11 protein-coding genes are annotated in these 17319 nt (G+C 67.1%); 4 read left to right on the top strand and 7 right to left on the bottom strand.

Translation table 11 applies throughout. The features are described from left to right. Positions 1 to 2 precede the first annotated feature (2 nt). From AC3A6P_RS02240 to AC3A6P_RS02225, 4 genes are all read right to left on the bottom strand, one after another. Positions 3 to 1823: a hypothetical protein gene (locus AC3A6P_RS02240; protein ID WP_487687784.1), complete on the bottom strand. Its 1821-nt coding sequence runs from the start codon at positions 1821 to 1823 to the stop codon at positions 3 to 5. A gap of 26 nt (positions 1824 to 1849) precedes the next feature. Then, positions 1850 to 5017, bottom strand: coding sequence for an ATP-binding protein (locus AC3A6P_RS02235; protein ID WP_487687781.1), 3168 nt, complete (start codon positions 5015 to 5017; stop codon positions 1850 to 1852). Positions 5018 to 5106: 89 nt separating this feature from the next. Next, positions 5107 to 6681: a GMC oxidoreductase gene (locus AC3A6P_RS02230; RefSeq protein WP_487687778.1), complete on the bottom strand. Its 1575-nt coding sequence runs from the start codon at positions 6679 to 6681 to the stop codon at positions 5107 to 5109. After that, a complete protein-coding gene (locus tag AC3A6P_RS02225; protein ID WP_487687776.1) occupies positions 6678 to 10127 on the bottom strand; it encodes a GMC family oxidoreductase N-terminal domain-containing protein in 3450 nt (1149 codons plus the stop codon). The genes AC3A6P_RS02230 and AC3A6P_RS02225 overlap by 4 nt, the downstream gene beginning before the upstream one ends. Positions 10128 to 10619: 492 nt before the next feature. Here AC3A6P_RS02225 and AC3A6P_RS02220 point away from each other — a divergent pair, with 492 nt between their 5' ends. Further along, positions 10620 to 11693 (top strand): esterase family protein, encoded by a 1074-nt coding sequence (locus AC3A6P_RS02220; RefSeq protein WP_487688145.1) that lies wholly within the window; start codon positions 10620 to 10622, stop codon positions 11691 to 11693. 1 nt (position 11694) lies between these two features. Here AC3A6P_RS02220 and AC3A6P_RS02215 read toward each other — a convergent pair whose 3' ends face one another. Both AC3A6P_RS02215 and AC3A6P_RS02210 read right to left on the bottom strand, forming a co-directional pair. Next, on the bottom strand, positions 11695 to 12534 hold the full coding sequence (locus AC3A6P_RS02215; RefSeq protein WP_487687774.1) for an SDR family oxidoreductase: 840 nt from the start codon (positions 12532 to 12534) through the stop codon (positions 11695 to 11697). Between the two features lie 57 nt (positions 12535 to 12591). Further along, positions 12592 to 13506: a quinone oxidoreductase family protein gene (locus AC3A6P_RS02210; protein WP_487687771.1), complete on the bottom strand. Its 915-nt coding sequence runs from the start codon at positions 13504 to 13506 to the stop codon at positions 12592 to 12594. A 101-nt stretch (positions 13507 to 13607) separates the two neighbouring features. Between AC3A6P_RS02210 and AC3A6P_RS02205 the strand changes: the two genes are divergently transcribed. The 3 genes from AC3A6P_RS02205 to AC3A6P_RS02195 all read left to right on the top strand — a co-directional run bounded on the left by AC3A6P_RS02205 (position 13608) and on the right by AC3A6P_RS02195 (position 16377). Beyond that, positions 13608 to 14162 carry a CsbD family protein gene (locus AC3A6P_RS02205; protein WP_487687769.1) on the top strand — a complete coding sequence of 185 codons (555 nt, stop codon included), beginning with the start codon at positions 13608 to 13610 and terminating at the stop codon, positions 14160 to 14162. 26 nt (positions 14163 to 14188) lie between these two features. Beyond that, on the top strand, positions 14189 to 14854 hold the full coding sequence (locus AC3A6P_RS02200; RefSeq protein WP_487687767.1) for an IF2 family translation initiation factor: 666 nt from the start codon (positions 14189 to 14191) through the stop codon (positions 14852 to 14854). Positions 14855 to 14964: 110 nt separating this feature from the next. Beyond that, positions 14965 to 16377, top strand: coding sequence for an NCS2 family permease (locus AC3A6P_RS02195; protein ID WP_487687765.1), 1413 nt, complete (start codon positions 14965 to 14967; stop codon positions 16375 to 16377). Positions 16378 to 16407: 30 nt separating this feature from the next. Here the strand turns inward: AC3A6P_RS02195 and AC3A6P_RS02190 are convergent, their stop codons facing one another. Beyond that, entirely contained in the window at positions 16408 to 17229 is an 822-nt protein-coding gene (locus AC3A6P_RS02190; protein WP_487688143.1) for a glycoside hydrolase family 16 protein, read from the bottom strand. Positions 17230 to 17319 lie beyond the last annotated feature (90 nt).

Raw genomic sequence — 17319 nt, 5'->3', positions numbered from 1 at the left:
CACTAGCGCAACGTGATCGGGTCACCGATCAGGTGCAGGGCGATCGGCGTCAACGGTTTGACGTAGGAAGCCTCGGCATCGACCGTGGTGTTGTCGACATCCCACCGCCGGCAGACCTTCGGGATCCCGATGGGATAGACGGTGATCTCCTCATCGGTGATGTGCATGCGCAGGAAGTTCTTGTAGCCCTCGTAACGGAAGGCTGAGAACGCCTCCGTGGCATGGCAGTTGAGCAGCCAGAACGTGAGGAACAGATACACGCCGAAGGTGAGCGAGCCCAGGATGCCGCCGAGCACCAGCACGATCACCCCGGCGCCCAGCATGTACGCCACACCTCCGCCCAGGTTTCGACAGACCTCGAATGCGATCCACGCGATGAGGCCTTGCACCAGCACGTGCAGCGCGGTGTGTACCGCGCCGATGCCGATCTTGTAGAGCATCCGCGTGCGGTTGCCCAGGTTCTTCGGCGCGTCGAAAAACGCTGCGAGCAGACACCACAGCAGGAACACCACCACGACGCTCGCCGGACTGGTGGTGCGCACGAACAGATCACCCCGTGGCGGCATTGCTTCGCTGGGCAGCGCCGCTGTGTTGGCGATGAACAGCAGCAGGTGCACCAGCGCCGGCAGGATCATGAACTCCGGGTTGAACCTGCCCAGTTGCAGGACCCGCCAGGAAAGCCCCCGGGACGTCCGCTGCTCGGGGTAGACATCCCGCCGGATGAACGTCTCTTTGGCGGCGTTGACAAACGGTGTGGTCGAGGACCGCGGCTGCGGAACGATCACCTCGAGGTCCTCGTCGAGCTTGTGCGTCGCGGACAGGAACGCACCCCCACCGCCGGCGGTCAGCCGCACCCGTTTCCCGCGATCGGCGTCGGCCGCGTCGTACCGGGCGAAATGGTGTTTGTCACCGGAGATCATCAACACGGTGGTCACCTGGTCGGGTACCAGCGCCTTCTCCACCCAGGCGAGGTTGTCGTAGGCGCGCGGGTCTTCAGCGGTGGCGGCCCAGCTCGGTACGGCCGTGCACAGGATGAGCCGATCGCCCGGATTCATCAGCGTCGCCGCGTCCTCGAAGTAGCGGATCTGCGCCACATCCAGATATGCGCCGTTCTGGATGTCGATGCCCCACAACCAGAACGGCCCCGGCAGGTCCACAGCGAAATAGCTGCGCGACTGCTTGAGCTGCCAGCCGCCCAACCAGCCACCTTCCGGCACGTCGTCGTCACCGGGCCGATCGCCTTGGGCGAACACCCGCATGAAACCGGTGAGGCCGTCGTACCAGTCGTGGTTGCCGGGCAGGGCCAGCATCATCGGCAGATCCCGTTCACCGTCGGGATCCGTCCACGGCAATGCGGCCTTGTAGGGCCCGCGGAAGCGGTCCTCGTACTCCCGGATGGTGGCGTAGGGATACACCTGGTCGCCGCCGAGCACCAAGACGTCCGCGCGGGGCAACCGCTGCGGCACCCCCTCGACAGCGATCTCACGCTGGGCCACAGTCCAGGCCACCGAGTAACTGGTGTCGAAGCCGTCGGCGGTGTCGGCCACAAAATCCACCCATACGTCGGTGCCGGTCGCCTTGGCCTGCAACACCCGCGAGCCCAGCGACTGTTGCATTTCCCGTTTGTCGAGGTAGTCGCCGAACACCAGGGACAGCACCACCTTGGCAGCCGTCCGCGCGAGCGTCGACGGGCTGAACCAGCGCACCGGCTCGCGACGGTCGAAGCCCAGATCATCCATGCTCGCCGGCCGGGTGGGCGGTGTGTAGACCCGCTTCTCCGCCGGCGCAGCCGACCCGTTGCGTTGTTCTTCACTTATCGACATGTCCCCTCCCCCATGAGGTTTCGTCACTACATCGATTCCGCCATCGCCATGTGCCACTCGTACCCGCACTCCCGGGCCCGCGCCCGGTAGGACTGCACACAGCGCTGGTAGTCCTGCTGCTCGCCGCGGGCACCGGCCAGTAAAGCGCGCAGCCGCAGCAACGTGACCTCCCGCATCGCCAGGCCGGCGTCCTCCGGTCCGGCGGCCAGCCGGGCAATCGCGGCCTCGGCCTCCAGCAGATCGGTCTCGGTGCCACGTTCCAGCAGCGTCTCCACCAGCACCCGGGTGGTGGGATTGCACCAGCCCACCACCCCGGTCTGGAACAGGTGGTCCACCGCGGCCCGCATGACCGGGATCGCTTCGTCCAGGTCACCGGCGCGGGCGCGCTCCCGCGCGGTGAACACGTCGACCATCGGCAGCTCGGTCAGGGTGTACCGGCCCTGCACACACATCTCGCGCACTTCGGCCAGCACCTCGAGACCACGCACCCGGTCGGCTTCGTCGCGGTGCACCAACGCCAGGCCCAGCGCACATTTCACCAGCGCCAGCCCGAAGTCGTCGCCGGTCTGCTGAACCACCCGCAGGGCCTCGGTGATGTCGTCGACCGCGCCGTCGGTGGGCAGCAGCACACCCGCTGGGATCGAGGGCAGGTACTGGTATCCCACCACGATCGAATGCGACAGCGGGTCACCGGCTTTGCGGGCCATCGCCAGGGCGCGGTCGAAGTCCTCCCGCCATGCCGGGTGCCCCAGACCCCACCGCGCGAAGCCCAGGGCGGCCAGCGTGACAGCCAACGGCGACCCGAGCACCAGGTTGCCCCGGGTGGGATCGCCGTCGGCCAGGTCGATGACGGTCTGGGCCCACCGCACCAGGTCGGACAGTTCATCGGTTTCGCATTTGGTCTGAATGGCTGCGAACGACAGGCCGATGGTCAGCACCGGATCGCCGATCGAATCGATGAGCCCCATGTACTCACTGGCCAGCGCCGAGGCTTCCCGCAACTGCGCGCGGTTGACGTGCTCCATCACCAGCCCGGCCATCGCCATCGCCAAAGACGCTTTGTCTCCGGCGCTCTCGCACAGCGTGCGCAGCTCGTCGAACCGGGCGCCCACGATGCTGACGTGCACCCGCCAGCCGCTCAGGCACAGCAGCGTACGCGGCGCGATCTGCATGGCGGTGCGCGCCGGGTCGTCGGCGGGTAACGCATCGGCCACCTGGCTGGCACCTTGCCAGCTGAGCCTGGCGGCATGGATGTCGCGGTTGATCGACCACGCACCGGCCCGCATGTGTCGCTCGTAGGCGGCGTGCAGGTCACCGGCGGCCTCCAGATGCTCGGCGATCATCGCGGAATTCTTCTCCGCCGCTTCGGGTTCCCGCTCCTCGATGGCCGCGGCGAGTCGGCGGTGCAGCTCCGCGCGATCGGAGAGGAGTTGGGTTTCGTAGGCCACCGCACGGATCAGTGGATGGTGGAAGACGTACTCGTCGCGCGGGGTCAGCTGCACCCGGTCTATCAATTCCGCGGCCAGCAGGTCGTCGATCACCGGGGCGCGGTTGATCCGGCCGAGCAGCTCCGCGTCGAAGCGCAATCCGATCACCGAGGCCGCACTCACCGTGCGTTTGGCGGCCGGGGTCAACCGGTCGATACGGGCGGCGATGGTGGTCTGCAGCGTCGCAGGCACGGTCACCTCGGCGGCGTCTTCGGTCGAGGTGTAGACGCCTCGCGCACCGGTGAGCACCCCCCGTTCCACCAGATCTCGGACGATCTCCTGGGCGAAGAACGGGTTGCCCGCGGCGCGGTCGACGATGGTCTCCTGCAGCCCCGCCACCGACGGTGCCGGCCCCAGCAGATCGGCGATCATCATGGTGATCTCCGAATCATCCAGCGGGGCAAGGGCTATGGTCTGCGCGCCGGGCATCCACATGAGCCGGCCCCGGTACTCGGGCCGGTAGGTGATCAGCACCAGGGACGGTGTCTGCGGCACCACCCGGATGAAGTCGGCGAGCATCGAGTCGCTCACCTCGTCGATCCAGTGGACGTCCTCGATGACGAAGACCGCAGGCCGGGTGCGCTTGAGCTGTGATTGGTTGACCAGCGCGGTCAGGCGCCGTCGCCGCGCGTCGGGATCGATGCGGGGCAACACGGCGCCGGGGGCGGCGATGCCCAGCAGGTCCTCGAACAGCAGCAGGTCCTGCTCGTCGGCGTCGGCGGCCCGGGAACGCAGCAGCAGCCGGGCCGCTTCGTCGTCGAGGTCGTTGAGACCGAAGGCCGAACGCAGCAGTCGGGTCACCAGATGGAAGGGGACGTCGCCGGCGTGGGATTCGCAGAACGCCCAGTACACCGACACACCGCGGTCGGCGGCGAGCACCGCGGCCTCGCGTACCAGCCTGCTCTTGCCGATGCCGGGTGAGCCGACGATGCAGGCAACACTTCCCTGTCCCCCGATGGAGCGGTCGATCAGCCCCTCCATGGCGCCCACCTCCCACTTGCGGCCGACGAACTTCGAGTCGGGCCGGGCGGCGGGATGGCGGGTGGTGTCGACGCGTTCGAGGCGACGGGCCGGAACCGGGTCCCGAGCACCCTTGATGGCCACCAGTTCCACCGGGCCCACGGTGGCCGTGAATTCGACCAGACGCGCGGTGGATTCGCTGATCATCACTGCGCCCGGCGGTGCGACGGACTCCATCCGCTGCGCCATACCGACATGCTGGCCCACCGCGGTGTAGCCAGACGGCAGCGAACCGAAATCGCCGGTGATCACCTGTCCGGAGTTCAGGCCCACCCGCAACCGCAGGTCCACTCCGTCGCTGGCGCGGATCTCCTCGGCCAGCCGGCCTACTTCACGCTGAATCTCCAACGCGGCCAGGCAGGCCCGTAACGCATGGTCTTCCAACGCGACCGGCGCACCGAACAGGGCCATCACGCCGTCGCCGGTGAACTTGTCGACGGTGCCGCCGTAGCGGTGCACCACCGCCCCGGCGCGGCTCACCAGTTCGGTCAGCACTTCGCGCAGTCGCTCGGCGCCCAGTACGGCGGCCAGGTGCATCGAGTGCACGACGTCGGCAAACAGCACCGTCACGTTCTTGTACTCGGCGGCATCGGGCTCGTCGAACACGCTGGCACCACACGCGTCGCAGAAGCGCGCCGCGTGCCGCAACGACGTGCCGCAGGAGCGGCATTCGATGACCTCCGCCATCCGCTGTCCCGCCGTTTCGCTGTCCGGACTGACGACCGGCCCAGAATAGGCTGTTGATCGCCGCGGCCGCTCGGCAATATCCCGGCCCATCACAGACCTGCCACGATGTTGGCGGCGGTGCGCTCTGCGAGCGCGGAGATGGTCATGGCGGGATGGAAGCCGATCGAGGTGGGCACCACGGCACCGTCGGCGACGAACAGACCCGGATAGTGGTGCACTTCGCCTTCTTCCGAGACCACTCCCGTCGCCGGATCAGCCGACATCCGGCACCCTCCCAGCGGATGCACGGTCACGGCTTTGCGGAAGGCGTTCCAGAAGATCATCGGTGCGAACGTGCCGCCGTAGAAGGTGGTCAGGTCGCTCATGGCCTGGCGTTGACGCTCGATGAGCTCGGCGTTTTCCGCGCGGTAGTCCCAGGTGATGTCCAACCGGCCGCCCCGCAGGTGCATCTGACCGTTGGCGTTGTCCCGGCCGATTCCGAACAGGTTGGTCGACCGCCGCCAGTCGAGCTTGCCGGGTGCCAGGTACTTCAGCGGTTTGGACAGCAGGCCGTGGGCGAACATCTGCGGCACCGCCCAGGGCAGCGCCCGCCACAACAACGGCGCGAACGGCCGCAGCACCCGCGCCGAGGGCTGCCCCAGCGTGGCCAGCGCCCGCATCACCGGTTCGTTGAATGTGGGTGCGGCAAGGGTGAATCCGGGTTCCCTGTCGAAGAACCGCATGACGGAGGTGACGTCCGGTCCGAGATTGGGAGACAGGTCGACGTCGGCTCTGTGAATGGAGCCCAGGAAGTCCCCGTTGGCCGAGAAGCCCTGTCCGAGTGCGGGGCTGAGCTGCGGCAGCGTGCCGAACTCATCGCGGCACCGCAGCAGCAGCTCGGTGGTGCCGAGGGTGCCTGCGGCCAGCACCACCCGCTTGGCCACCGTCACCTCCTCTGCCCCGGTGACGACATCACGGTGGGTCACCGCATAACCGGCCGTCTCCGGGCGCACGAGCACCGCTTGCCGTCCCGGCCGCACCACCGCGCCCAGCTGCTGCGCCTGAGCCAGGTAGGTGCTGGCGGCGGTCCGTTTGGCGCCTGTCTGGCAACCGAATTCGCATTCCGCGCAGAACACACACGGCTTCTGTGAACCGGCGGTGGCCGCACCGGATTCGGCGGGCCAGTGCACCGACTCGTCCGGGTCGAACACGTCGAGATGCATCGTGGTGGCGGCTTCGTGGAACCGGACCCGCTTGGGCAGGGCCTGGAAGACGGGCACCGGCGCCACCTCGAGCATGTCGGCCACCCGGTCATAGAACGGTGTCAGGCTGTCGCGTGTGGTGCCGGCCGGCCAGCGCGGGTCGTCGAACACCGTTCGGGCGGGCCGGACGTTGACGTTGGCGTACACCAGCGAGCCGCCCCCCACCCCGGCGGCGACGACGCAGCCCAAGGCGGTGAAGAACCGCAGGTCGTACAGTCCGACGGCTTGTCCGCCGCGCCGCCGCCGCCAGAACAGGGCGTCGATATCGGTGACGTCGCGTGGGAACTCGCCCGGCTCATACCGTCGGCCCCGTTCGAGTACCAGGACGGACTGACCCGCTTTCGCCAGCCGGTATGCGGCAATCGATCCGCCGAAACCCGAGCCCACCACCACCGCGTCCACAGGCGGCGCCGCGGTGTTCATGGCCCCGCCGTCGGCGCCAACCCCTGCAGGAAGTACGGATACACATCGCGGACGGCGTTCTTGCCGAAGATGCAGTCGATGTGTCCGTATTCAGGGATCTCGTGGCGCTGGTAGAGACCGGGTCCATTGACCGCCGACAGGACGCGGACGGTGCGGGCGGTGCTTTCGGGATAAAAACAGGCGTTCCGGGCGCCGTGCACGATGGTCAGCGGGAGAGCCAGCTTGTCCAGGTGCGGTATGTACCGGTCAGAACCATCTGCTGCCACCACCTTCCCCGCGCGCACAATGGTGGCCAGGTGCTTGAGCGCGGACGTGCTTGCCACTCCGAACATCTCGGCCAGGCCGTCCTCGTGGGTCAGGGTGTTCAATTGGCTGTGTTCGTAGAGCAGTGAGTACAGGAACGAAATGCGGTGGCAGACGGCACTTTCGCAGTTCTCATTGTCACCCACGGGCCAGAAGTCCAGCGCGTGGTCGAAGACCCGTTCCCGCCAGGGTTCTCGGTCCTGCGCCCGGGTGGTCATGGTGTCCAGATCGAAGATCTGCAGTAGATCCGGCACGCGCAGAGCCGATTTCAGCTGCGTCATCGAGGGTGCCACCACATGGGTGGCGATCTGCGAGCAGACCGCGGCCCGCACATGCTGCAGCCCGCTCAGCATCGCCATCATGAACGTGGTGGAGCCGAAGCAGTGCGCGAGCACCTGGATATCGGATGCCGTGGTGTGCCGCAGGATCTCCTGCACGGCGGCCGGGTAGTCGTAGACGGCGATGTCGTCACCGGTGTACTGCGTGCCGGAGACCAGCAGATCGATACTCGAACGGTAGTCCAGGAGCCAGACATCGAAACCGTGCCCGCACAGGTATTCCACCAGATTGGTCGAGATGGTGTCGGTGGAGAAGATCCGGCTCGACACTCCCAGGCCGTGGGTCAGCATCACCGGCCCCTTGTCGCCACCCTGGTACCGGGTGAGCAGCAGGTCGGCCTTGTCGGTTGTGGTGAACGGGTATCGAACCGGCGGCGGTGCCACCAGTTTCCGCTTGGTACGGATCGGCTTGGCGGTGTTGATCAGCCGCGACGGCGAGGCCACCCCGCCGTACACGTGGGCCAGCTCAGAGGCGAAGAACCTGCCGAACTTGGCTTTGGCGTCGATTATTTCGCCCATGTCATGTGTTCCGGTGACCCGCATGCTCCGCAGTTGCCGGGCGAAATCCAGGGCGCCGATTTTCAACACACCTCGGCCGACCAGGGGGCCGGTGGTGCTGGTGCCCTTGTACAGGTCGACGTACAGCGTGGTGGTGTCCCGCCACATGTCGAAACCACGGTCGTCACGAATCGTCTTGAATCCCTGCAGGAAGTAGTTCTCCTGGTGGGAATCCACCAGGGTGGCGGTGTAGTTCATGTTGACGGTGCCCACTGTGTCGGGATTGGGCACCAGCAGCTCGAAGGTGCCGGTGAGCACCTGCAACGGATGCTCGGAGATGGCGCGTGCGTTGACCGATCCGATGAGGTCCGCGCGATGTGTGTCACCCCTCCGCAATTCCTCGAGGTCCTCGGCGACGATGGTGAACACGAAGTCGAATGCGCTGTCCTCGTTTTCACCGCGCAGCGCTGCTGCTTGGTAGCTCTCGGCCGGGTCCCCGCCGACACCCAGCCAGCCCGCCATCCGTTCGGTGAACAGGATTCCCGTCGGCGCCTTCCGCACCGGCAGCGCCGGCGTCGGGCTCACGTAATCGATGGTCCACCCGCGGTCCCGGGCGAGCAGTTCTGCGGTGCGCTCCGCGAGGGCCGAGATGGTGAGCAGCGGATTGACTCCCAGTGACGTCGGGATCACCGCCCCGTCGGCGACGTAGAGGCCTTTGTGGACCTCGGTTCCCGTGGCGGCGCGGAAAACCTGACCTTTGTGGTTGACGACGCCGTTGGCGGCCGAGTCGCCCATCGGGCACCCACCGAGGGGATGCACCGTGACAAGACGGTCCCCGAAAGCTTCTGACCACTGCGGGTTGTGGACGTACTGACCGTGCAGGCGCCCGGCGGCGGCGTTGAGCGCCCGGTCGATCTGCCGGAAGATCTCTCTGCCCCCGACGCCCGGCCACCGCACGGTGACACGGTCACCGTCGAGTTCCAGTGCGCCGTCGGCACCGTCATGGGCCATCACCAGGTAGGTCATCGTGTTGTTCAGGGCACCCGAGTACGGGCCATTGATCAGCGACTTCAGTTTCCGTCCCAGCTCCCCGAGTTCGTCGAGAAACCGCGGGTCGGTGTCTTTTCCCACCAGGGCGTCGGCTGCTTCGAAGACTCCGAGCAGATACGGCGCGAGGCCGCCGGGGATGGATCCCTCTTCGATCACCATCCCCTGCTGCACATCACCGCCCTTGCGGAGGTCGATCACAGCGGTGATGCACGGCCCCACGGGGTCGCGCTGGTCGTCGCGGCGGGCTCCCCACCCCATTCCGTTGACCGGCCCGCGGCCGTTGTACGAGAACGCCAGCACGTCACCGTTACCGGTGAACTTCGTGCCCAGGGTGTCCGACACTCCGATTCCCTTGCTGCGCAGCAGGATCTCGGTGGAGCCGAGCGTGCCGGCCGCCAACACCACGGTGTCGGCGGTGATGGTCTCGAACTCGTCGCCCAGGCGTCGACGCCCGGTGTCGAGGAGTTCGTAATGCACCACCCAGCGGCCGTTGTCGTAACTCAGGTGGTGCACATCGACTTTCGTGAACACCTTGGCTCCATTGGCCACCGCGTCGGGCAGATAGTTCATCAGGACGGTGTTCTTGGCCCCGGAGTTGCAGCCCGAAATGCAGTCACCGCACATATTGCAGGCGTGCTGCGCGATCCCGGCCGCATTGGGGCCGTCGGCGAAGGTGACGTTGATGGGTGGCAGGGAGAACTCAGCGGCAGGCAACGCCGCGGCACCGGCTTTCAACGCTTCCAACTTGAGCAGGCCGCGGTGTGCGACCGGCAGCTGCTGCGGCTGCAGCATGGCGCAGGCGCGTTCGTAACCCTTGGCGAGCAGGCCGTCGGCCAGGATCTCCTGGGGCCAGGACTCGAACACCCGCGGATCGGCTTTCAGCGACACGTTCGCGTTGATCAACGACCCGCCGCCGAGCCCGCACCCCACCAATACGTTCATATCGCCGGAGGTGCGGATGTCGAACAATCCGGTCCTGCTGCCGACGCGGCGGTCCCCGATCTGCAGCTGGCCGTTGGCCAATGCGTCGGGCAGTGTGTCGGGGTACTCGCCCGGGTGCAGTTCCCGTCCTCGTTCGAGCACCCACAGGGGCCGGCTGTCCGCTCCGGCGCGCGCCAGCCGGGAGGCGAGGATCGATCCGCCGTACCCGGAGCCGATCACCACCACCGAGGCGTGCCCCGCGAGTTCTGTGATGGGCGAGGAGAGCCGCGGCAACGGCTGGCCGTGGTTGCCTGTTGAATGCGGGCGATTGGACATTTCACCGACCCCCTTGCGGGAAACATGCTCGACGCAGCCACCCTCGCATGGTGCGCATCGACGTATTCGCGTAGTTCGCTACTCGAATCGGCGGGCATGCGGGCAGGCCCGGCGGTGCGCAAGCCTCCCAGCCCAGGTGCCGTCAATCGCCGCATGCGCCGGGTGCCAGGTCGCGGCGGCCACGCCGCCCACATATCGGTTCATTGCCCACCACACTCTCGAGTGCCCCGATAATGGCGTCAGTGTGGCAGACCCGATGTGCCGCGGAACGCCGTTTCAGCAATTCCGCAGGGCGACGAAACCTGCGCGAAATCTCGTGATCGCCGATCACAGCCGGGTCACGACTACCCAAGCGGTTGATAACAACCCCGCCCCACCCGCGTGTGCCCTCCGTCGATGCCTGGCGAACGCGGTTGACTTGCCGACGTGACATGGGTGCAAGCGTTGGATCACCGACTCAGCCGGCTCCGGAAAACGGGCCGGGTCCGTGCGCTGACGGCGTTGGTGGCCGCCGCGCTGCTACCGGCGTTGCTGGTCACCGCCGCGCCGGCACCCACCGCGGCCGCGTTCTCCCGTGCGGGCCTTCCGGTCGAACACCTCGACATCCCGTCCCCGTCGATGGGCCGCAACATCCGCGTGACGTTCCAGGGCGGCGGCCCGCACAGCGTCTATCTGCTCGACGGGTTGCGCGCGCAGGACGACTTCAACGGCTGGGACATCAACACCGCCGCCTTCGAATGGTTCTACGAATCCGGCATTTCCGTGGTGATGCCCGTCGGTGGCCAGTCCAGTTTCTACACCGACTGGTACCAGCCGGCGGCAGGTAAGGCGGGCACCCTGACGTACAAGTGGGAAACGTTCCTGACCCAGGAACTGCCGGCGTGGCTGGCGGCCAACCGGGGCCAGGATCCCAACGGCAATGCCGTCGTCGGGCTGTCCATGTCCGGCGGTGCCGCGCTGACGCTCGCGATCTGGCACCCGCAGCAGTTCATCTTCGCCAGCTCGCTGTCGGGATTCCTCAACCCGTCACAAGGGCTGTGGCCCACCATGATCGGATTCGCCATGGCCGATGCCGGCGGCTACCGGGCGCAGAACATGTGGGGGCCGTCCAGCGATATCGCCTGGCAGCGCAACGACCCGACGGTCAACATCAACCGGCTGGTCGCCAACCGCACCGCGTTGTGGATCTACTGCGGCAGCGGGATGCCGGCCGAGTTGGACACCGGCAACGACTTCGGCACCAACTTCAGCGCGCAGTACCTGGAGAACATCACCGTCGCCTCCAACAAGGACTTCCAGCAGAAGTACCTGGCGGCGGGTGGACGCAACGCGGTGTTCCAGTTCCCCGCCAACGGCACGCACAGCTGGGGGTACTGGGGCGGCCAACTGCAGGCGATGAAGCCGGACATGATCCGCATCCTGAACGCGCCGCCGCCGGCGCTGCCGCCGGTGCCCGTGCTCCCGGCGCCGCTTCCCGGTGGAATTCCCGCTCCGGCCCCCGCGCCGCCGCCGGCGCTGCCTGCCGCCCTGCCGGCGGCGATCACGCTACCGATTCCCGGACGCTGACCTAGAGAATCGGCCGGCCTCCGGTCACGGCGACCCGGGCGCCGGAGATGTAGCTGCCTTCATCGGAGGCCAGCAACACATACACCGGCGCCAGCTCGGCGGGCTGCCCAGCTCGGCCCAGCGGGGTGTTCTCCCCGAACGACGCCACCTTCTCCGGTGGCATGGTGGCCGGGATCAGCGGCGTCCAAATCGGACCGGGAGCAACGCTGTTGACCCGGATTCCCTTGTCGCCCAACAGCTGCGCCAGGCTGGCCGAGAAGTTCGCGATGGCCGCCTTGGTGGCCGCGTACGGCGCCAGCTGGGGCGAAGGCGAGTCGGAGTTCACCGACGAGCTTCCAATCACCGAAGCTCCGGGCGACATGTGCGGCAAGGCAGCCTTGACCAGGTAGAAGTAGGCGCCGATGTTGAGCCGGAACGTGTAATCCCACTCCTCGTCGGTGATCTCGTCGAGCGAATCGTGGCTCATCTGATAGGCCGCGTTGCTCACCAGGATGTCGACACCCCCGAGTTCACTCACCGCGCGCTCCACCACGGCGCGGCAGTGACTGGGATCGGACAGGTCACCGGGCACCAGCACACATTTGCGTCCGGCCTCCTCCACCAGCTTCTTCACCTCGGCGGCATCGTCGTCCTCGTTCAGATACGCAATCAGGACGTCGGCGCCCTCCCGCGCGTAGGCGATGGCCACCGCACGCCCGATCCCGCTGTCGCCGCCGGTGATGACGGCTTTCTTGCCGGTCAGCCGTCCCGATCCGCGGTAGCTTTTCTCCCCGCAGTCGGGTACGGGGTCCATCGCCGACTGCACCCCGGGTACTTCTTGCTGCTGTTCAGGAAATCCCATGACGGAACCTTTCAGTTGTCGGTGACAAGGGCGAGAATCGCTGCGAATGTGCTGAATTCAAGAGGGTTTGACCACGATCTTGACGTGGGGGCTCTCCTGCTGTGCCTGGAAGGCCGTGGGCGCCTCGTCCAGGCAATAGTGTCCGACGTCGACCTTCAGCCGGCCCTGTCCGGCGTGGCCGGCCAGCTCCGCGTACGCCGCCCGCAGCTCCTCGACCGGCAGTGCGTCGTTGTAGTGCCCGATGTGAGTGCGCCCCATCAACGCCTGGAACGGGATGTCCGCGCTCGGCGCGGCACCGCGGCCGACGGTCACCAACGTGGCGGTGGGCGCGGCGTTTTCGAGAGCCGCCAGGAAAGGCCTGCCGTAGACGGTGTCCAGCACGACGTCGTAGCCGCCGTCGGCTTCGGCGCCCAGGGCCTCGGCGTCATCGTCGGAACCGAGCGTCACCAGCGCGTCGGCGCCCAGATCCGACAACCGCTTGAGCGCGTCGCGGTCACGGCCGGCCGCCACCACGCGGCCGGCCCCCAACAGGGCGGCGGCCTGCACCGCGAGGGTGCCGACGACGCCGGTGGCTCCCAACACCAGAACCGACGTATCGGCGCTCACCTGGGCGTGCCGAGTCAGCGGAAGCCAGGCGGCCAGCCCGGCGATACCGATGGTGACGGCCAGCTCATCGCACACCCCGTCTGGCACCGGAAATGTTCTCTCCGGGTTCACCTGGCACCGTTGCGCCCAGGAGCCGAAGGGCTTCGGTGGTGAGTCGAAGTACACGCGCTGCCCGGTGTCGGTGGTCCCGACGCCTTCCTTGCCCACCACTGAAGGCAGCACCGGCTCACCCATGGAGCCAGACGCCAACGCCAGGTCAACGGGGTTGCACCCGGCCAACGTCACGGTGACGATGTCGCGTTCGGGCTCGTCGAATTCCCCGACGACGGGCGGTTCACCGACTTTCTGGAGAATGGCTGCTCGCATGCAGCCACGCCTACCCTCACCGTCGGCACCAAAACAACGGTGAACCAGTGCAAGAAGTCACAAAGGGTTTGAGTCGGCCGCTCCGTGGAACCAGGGTGACCATGACCGAGCATCAGAAGGCCGACCAGGCACGCAAAGGACTCATCGACACGGTCAAAGGCAAGGCGAAAGAAGTCGCCGGGGCCGTGACCGGCAATGACTCGCTGACCGCAGAGGGCCAGCTGGAACAGGTTCAAGCCAAGCAGCGCAAGGAGGCCAACGCCGTCGAGGCGGTGGCCGACGCCGAAGCCGCCGAGGCCCAGGCCGAAGCGGTGGCAGCCACCACGGAAGCTGCGGCCCAGCGGCGGGAGGTGCAGGCCGAGACAGCCGCAGTGGAGAACGCGGCGCGAGCCGAGCAGGCCGCGCGGAAACAGGCGGCCGAGCAGGCCGTCGAACGTGACGTGGCCGTCGCGAAAACCCAAGCTGACCTCGACGCTCAACGTGAGGCACAGCTGGCCAAGGCCGAGGAACGCGCCGAACTCAGTGACGCGGCCGAGGATGTCATCGACGCGGCGGAAGAGCACGAGGACAAGACCCTCGACGCCGAGTCCGACCGCGCCGCCGCGGAGAGCCTGCGCCAGCAAGCCGCCAAACTGCCCGAACCCGGCCAGTCCTGAACCTCGAGACCCCCTAGGAGTAATCGATGAAAATCACCGACGTTCCCCTCGCCGTGCTACGGCTGCAGTACCAGATAGCCCGCTTCCCTCTTCAGCTGATCGAGCAGCAGGTCGCTGCCCGCGTCGATGCGGAAGCACCGGGCCGGCTGTTCTACGAACGTTCACTGGGCACCCTCGACACGACTGTCGGCAACCTGCTCAAAGACGACGCTTTGGTCGAACGGGGCGCGGCGCTGATCGAGCGCAGCGAAACCCTCGGTGAAGCGGCCCGACTCGACGCCCGGGCCGCCGAAAAGAAGCAGGAAGCCGACCAGACGCTGAAGCGTAAGCGCGACAAGGCGATTCAGGACCAGCAGGAAGCCCGCGAAGCGCGCGAGCAGGAAGTGGCCGAGGCCAAGGCCGCCGCGGCCGAGCGCAAGCGCAACGCCGACCAAACTGCGGCGAAAGCCAAGGCGAATGCCAAGAAGCAGGCTGACGCCGTGGCGCAGAAGCGCGTCCAGGCCGCCGAGCAAAGCCGGCGCTCGCAACAGGACGCGATTCGAGCCGCCGAGAAGGCCGTCGTCGACGACGCGCAGGAAAAGCGGCAGGAAGCCCAGGACAAGCAGGTGGCTGCCGAGGCCATCCGCGACCAGGCAGACCGGGTGGAAGAACTGGCCGACGCCGAGAAGCAAAGCCGGCAGACCACCACCTGAGACCCGCCGGCTCGCCCGTTTCATCGCGAGCGAGCCGGCTGACCCGGCACGTTCCGGCAAAGACGCATCCACGGTCCGCGCGCCGACCGTCGACCCTTTATGGTCGAACGGTGAATCGCCTCGATCGCTTCTTCGAGATCTCAGCGCGTGGGTCCTCCATCGGCACCGAACTGCGAGGCGGGGTCGTCACGTTCATCGCGATGGCGTACATCATCGTGTTGAACCCGATCATCTTGTCCGGCACACCCGACGTCGAGGGCACCTCACTGGGATTCACCCAGGTGTCCGCGGTGACGTCACTGGCGGCCGGGCTGATGACGATCGTCTTCGGTGTGGTGGCCCGCCTGCCGTTCGCCTTCGCGGCCGGCTTGGGCATCAACTCGTTCCTGGCCAGTTCGATCGTCGGTGACCTGACCTGGCCCGAAGCCATGGGACTGGTGGTGATCAACGGGCTGATCATCGTGCTGCTCGCGGTCACCGGCCTGCGCCGCTTGATCTTCGACGCCGTGCCCATGCCGCTGAAGTTGGCGATCACCGCCGGTATCGGCCTGTTCATCTTGTTCATCGGATTGGTCGACGCCGGCTTCGTGGGCGCCACCGGATTCCCCTCCCCGCCGCTGGGTCTCGGCGACGACGGCTCGGGCTCCATCATGACCATCCCCACGGTGATCTTCGTCTTCACCCTGTTGGTGACGGGCATCCTGGTGGCGCGCAGAGTGCGCGGCGGCATCCTGATCGGGTTGATCACCGGCACCGTGGTGGCCGTCATCGTCGAAGCGATCTGGCATCTGGGCCCGGGCACCGAGAATCCGGGCGGGTGGGGCCTGTCGGTGCCCACCCTGTCCGGCTCACCGTTTGCGGTGCCGGATCTCTCGCTGGTCGGCGACTTCAGCGTGGACAGCTTCGGCCGCATCGGCATCCTGGCGGCCATCATGTTGGTGTTCACGCTGGTCTTCACCAACTTCTTCGACGCCATGGGCACATTCACCGGGTTGTCGAAGCAGGCCGGGCTGGCCGACGAGCACGGCAACTTCCCGCGGCTGCAGTCGGCGCTGGTGGTCGAAGGTGCCGGCGCGGTGGTCGGTGGTGCGGTCTCGGCGTCGTCGAACACCGTGTTCATCGAGTCCGGTGCCGGTATCGGTGAAGGCGCCCGTACCGGCCTGGCCAGCCTGGTCACCGGCGTATTGTTCCTGGCCGCAATGTTTTTGACACCACTGGCGGCCATCGTGCCCACCGAGGTGGCCGCGTCGGCGCTGGTGATCGTGGGCGCCATGATGGCCGCGAACCTGCGCGAGATCGACTACTCGGATTTCTCGGTCGCACTGCCCGTCGTGTTGACCGTGACCGTGATGCCGCTGAGCTACTCGATCGCCAACGGTATCGGCGTCGGGTTCATCTCCTGGGTGGTGCTGCGCAGTGCCTCCGGCAAAGCCCGTGAGATCAGCCCGCTGCTGTGGATCGTGGCGGCCGGCTTCCTGCTGTACTTCGCCCGCGGCTGGATCGACACGCTGGTCGGCGTCTAGCTGCTCTGGGGCGCGAGGGCCGGGCTGTGTTCACCAGATCCTGACGTAGTCCACCAGCATCTGCGCCGGATAGATGCCGGCGCTGGGATCCCCGCCACCGGAACCGCTGACCGCGAGATTGAGCACCGGGAACATCTGGAAACCCGGGTCGTTGAATCGCCAGTTCGCCAAGGACCCGGCAGGCAGGTCGAAGTACGGCGGCGCCCCGGGCACCGGGTCCTTCCAGAACCGGATCCCCGCGACATCCCACTGGCACCGCCACACATGCCATTCGGGATCGATGACGATCGGGTAATTGGCCGCCGTGGTGCCGTCCAGCCTGGTGTGCACGGTCGACCCCGGAGCCCAGCCACCATTGCCGAACCACTCCATGACGTCGATCTCGCCGCCCTGACCGGGCAGATCGTTGAGCATCCACCACGCGGGCCACGCGCCCGGGGTGAGGCATTCGAGCTTCACCCGCGCTTCCCAGGTGTGCCCGATACCGATCCACGTCCGGCCCTGGATCTTCGCACCGAAGTACCGGTCGCCTTCCCGGGTGGCGCGGATGACGAGGTTGCCGAAGCCGTCCAGGAACAGGTTCTGCCGGTCGTCGCGGTACTGCCCCATGTTCTCCGGCCGGTCCCAATGGGCAGGGTTGCGAATCGTTTCCCGGGCCGGCACCACCAGCCACCTGTTGTAGTCCGGGGCAGCGCCGGGTGGTCCGTCGAACTCGTCGGCGAACACCGGCGGAGGTAGTAGCTCGGCTCCCGGCAACGGCGGTTCCGCGCCGGCCTTCTGCAGCCCAGCCCCTCCCGCCAGCAATCCCAGGCCCGTCAACGTCAGCATGCTGCGGCGATTCACAGACGCAATATAAGGGGCGCGTCATCTGTCCGGAGGGCAACGTCCACATCGCCGAAGCCGCCGAATCACCGCCGTCGGGCCGGAGAGCTCACTACAGTC

This window comes from Mycobacterium sp. Soil_C_30, assembly GCF_057656995.1.
This window is presented reverse-complemented; position numbering and strand designations above follow the sequence as displayed.